The organism is Mycobacterium sp. TH-M25 (assembly GCF_057473665.1).
Window position 1 is genome coordinate 1 of sequence record NZ_JBYCLA010000608.1, and the last position, 3,017, is coordinate 3,017.

Genomic DNA, 3,017 nt, shown 5'->3' on the forward strand with positions numbered 1-3,017 from the left:
GTGTGCTGCAACACGTTTTCGACGAAGACGTTGACGATCACCTGTGCCACCGCGGTGAGTTCGCCGTGAGACCAGGCGCTCAGGCATTCGGAGACCACTAACCGGGCCGTGCGCAGGCTGGCGAGTGCGGCCGGAAGTTCCGTGCGAAGCCGTCGCCGGACACCGGGTCCGGTGTCGCTGAGAGTTGTCAGCGCCGCCTCGAGCGAGATGTGGCTTGGCACGTAGCGCGTCACACCGGTGCGTGCGATCGTTTTCAGGTGTTCGGCCCGCCCGCTGATCAGAACGACCGGGACGTCGGGCCACATGCTGACATGCCAGCGGGCGCTGGTGAACACCGACCACGCCGACGACGAAGGCAGCACCTCGAGCCCGTTGACGTCGACAAGCACTGCCCGCGGTTCCTCCAACGCGGCCTTGATGATCGAGTCGCGCAACTTGAGGTAGGTGGTGGTGTCAAGAACACCTTTGACGGTCAGCAGGCAATCTCTGTCCGCGGGCGTCGGCGACACCGTCAGCTCGCCGAGCGGCCAGTGGCTAGCCACGCGACTCCTTATGTTGGGCATACACGTCCGACAGCCGGTTCCCCAGCACGGACATGGCGTGTTCCGTTTCGTCGGTGATGGCCTGATACCGATCCCGCAGGAGTCCGGGACTGAGCTGCCCGGCCAGTCGCCGAGATAACTTGGCCTTCTCCTGCAAGCTACGCATCGCCACCCACAGCGCACTCTCGATCTCGCCGTCCCGGGCGCCGAGTAACGCGTCGGGCGTCCAGGCGTGCCCCACATGGCAGCGATAGTTGCCGTCGCTGACGCTGATCAACGATCCATTGCAGTCCGGGCAGGTGTATCCGGAAGGCGAGCCGAGATCTTCGGTGTTGAACTCCGTCGAGAACCGCTGTGACATGGAGATACGGTTCTCCAGGTCCAAGCGTGCATCGTGTTCCATTTCCGGCTCCTCAAACGTTCGTTCCGCCAGCCGCATGAGCAGCGAGCCCACCGCGCCGGCTTCGACCTGATGGTCGACCACACCGGCGTCGATAGCGGCCAGCGGCATCGCGGGGAACAGGGCGTCACTGGGGGACTGGGCGATCGTGGTCCCACCCCGCGAGCGGATGGCGACACTGCCCAACGCGCCGTCGTCGAGCACCCCGGACAGCAGCACGGACACCGCGCGCCGGCCCATGGACAAAGCCACCGAGCGGAACAGCGCGTTGATCGCCGGGCGGTGAGCGTTCTCGGTCGGGCCCTGCGACAGCACTATCCGGTGGTCGTAGACCAGCAGGTGCCGGTCCGGTACCGCGACGCGGATGGTTCCGGGCTCCAAGGGAGCCCCGTCGGTAGCTGCTTGCGCGGGTAGCGGTCCGTTGCGGTCCAGGATGCGGGCCAGCACGCTGGGCGCACCCGGTGGCAGGTGCAGGGTGACCAGTACGGCATACGGCAGCTCAGGTGGTAGGCCGGCGACAAACCGGGTCAGCGCTTCCACGCCCCCGGCCGAGGCTCCCACCGCGACCACGTTGAGCGTGTTGCTTTTGACTGGCATCAAAATCGCCACCATTCGAGGCGTACCCACATACCGGCCAGGCAACCGTTTCCGACGCGGTGCATTCAGCCTACGCGCGGACAGCGCGATCAGCGAGTGCCTGATCAGCGGCCGCGACGATTTACCGTTGTGGCGCCGCGAGTTCTACGTCAGGCGCGTCGAACGGCGGCGCGCCCCCACCCGCGATCGAATATCTGCCCTGCGACGTTTTCTCGGTGATGCGCGCCGACGCTCGCAGCTGGCCGACCGTGAGGCCGACCGTGCGTGAGGACGTCATGAAATCTGCTGGCAAATCGTCGAGAATGGTTCCCTGCCAATGGTATTGGCCATCGATCGGATTGACGTGACCGGCCAGCCGGACCTTCACCTGGCGGGAGGCGTCGTCGATGGTCAGCGTTGCCGGACCTTCGTAGCTGTCGGCGGCTGCGTCTCCGGCCGACGATAGGTCGAACGCAGCGGCCTCCAGGTGCCACTGCGGTCGGCGCAGATGAACTCGCTCGTTGAAGACACCCTGCGCACTGCGGCGGACCTCGATCCGGGTGCGCCGACCCATCAGCTGCAGGCACCCGACGACGAAGCGCATCGCCGCCGCGACGTGCGGCCCGGTAGTCGTGAAGTAGTTCGGGAAGCCGTGTGTAGCCACCCCGAGGTAGGGCTCGGCGCCGTCGACCCACGCCTGCTGGATGCTGACACCGCGAGCGCCGACGAGCGTGTCGGGCGGCAAGCCGGTCCGCACCGCGAACCCGGTGCCGTAGACGATCGCGTCGGCATCGTGGTGGACGCCGTCGACGGTGCGCACCCCGACCGCGGTCACCTCTTCGATCGGCCGCGTGATCACGTCGATACGGCGACGCCGGGCAATACGCAGGGTGCGTCGTGGCCGCTGGACTGGGTGCCGGGGCGCCAGCGGGAAGACCGTGATGGTGGCCCCCGCATCGGTCATCTGCTCGATCAGTTCGCCGGCGCTGGAGTCGGCGCCGATGACGGCGACCCTCTTGCCGGCGGGCTCGAAGAAGTTAGAGGGCATCGCCGCATGCATCGACGTGCCACGAAAGTCCCGGCGGCCCAGCAGGTCAGGCACCAGCGGCACGAACGGCGAGTCGCAGGCAACCACGACGCGGCCGCGGCACACCTCACCGTCGTCGGTGTGCAGCGTCCAGGTGTCGGTGCCGTCGTCGAACACGGCGCTGACCACCTCGCGGTCGAAGATCATGAAGTCGTGGATGCCGGCCGTCAGCAACTCGGTCGCGGCGTCGCCGTCGCCGACCAGGACGACACCGTGGACGCGCTGGTTCACCGGAGTTTGGGTCACAGGAACTTGGTACGCGTCCAGCTGCGCCGCGCCATCGGGCCCATCAACCCTACCTCGGCCAAAAACGCGGCCAGCGGCGCGAAACCGGCTACCTGCACCTCCCGGCGGTGCGGGCTGTTGAGCGCCATCTTGCGGGCCGCGGGGGGGGGGAAACCCCCCCCCGCCG

Annotated in this window: 3 protein-coding genes and 1 pseudogene; all 4 read right to left on the bottom strand. The window is 67.4% G+C overall.

Going from position 1 to position 3,017, the window contains the following annotated elements; translation table 11 throughout:
* The coding region (locus AC2VOU_RS20175) for an STAS domain-containing protein (RefSeq protein WP_486958958.1) at window positions 1-542 on the bottom strand (542 nt) is incomplete at its 3' end.
* Window positions 535-1,539 (bottom strand): chemotaxis protein CheB, encoded by a 1,005-nt coding sequence (locus AC2VOU_RS20180; protein WP_486958959.1) that lies wholly within the window; start codon window positions 1,537-1,539, stop codon window positions 535-537. The genes AC2VOU_RS20175 and AC2VOU_RS20180, both read right to left, overlap by 8 nt.
* A gap of 121 nt (window positions 1,540-1,660) precedes the next feature.
* Entirely contained in the window at window positions 1,661-2,851 is a 1,191-nt protein-coding gene (locus AC2VOU_RS20185; RefSeq protein ID WP_486958960.1) for a DUF4873 domain-containing protein, read from the bottom strand.
* Window positions 2,848-3,017: pseudogene (locus AC2VOU_RS20190) on the bottom strand (AurF N-oxygenase family protein); the annotation flags it as partial. The pseudogene AC2VOU_RS20190 and the gene AC2VOU_RS20185, both read right to left, overlap by 4 nt.

Excerpts from the sequence above, each read along its gene's own strand:
- AC2VOU_RS20180 (WP_486958959.1), bottom strand. The coding sequence starts at position 1,539 with ATGCCAGTCAAAAGCAACACGCTCAACGTGGTCGCGGTGGGAGCCTCG.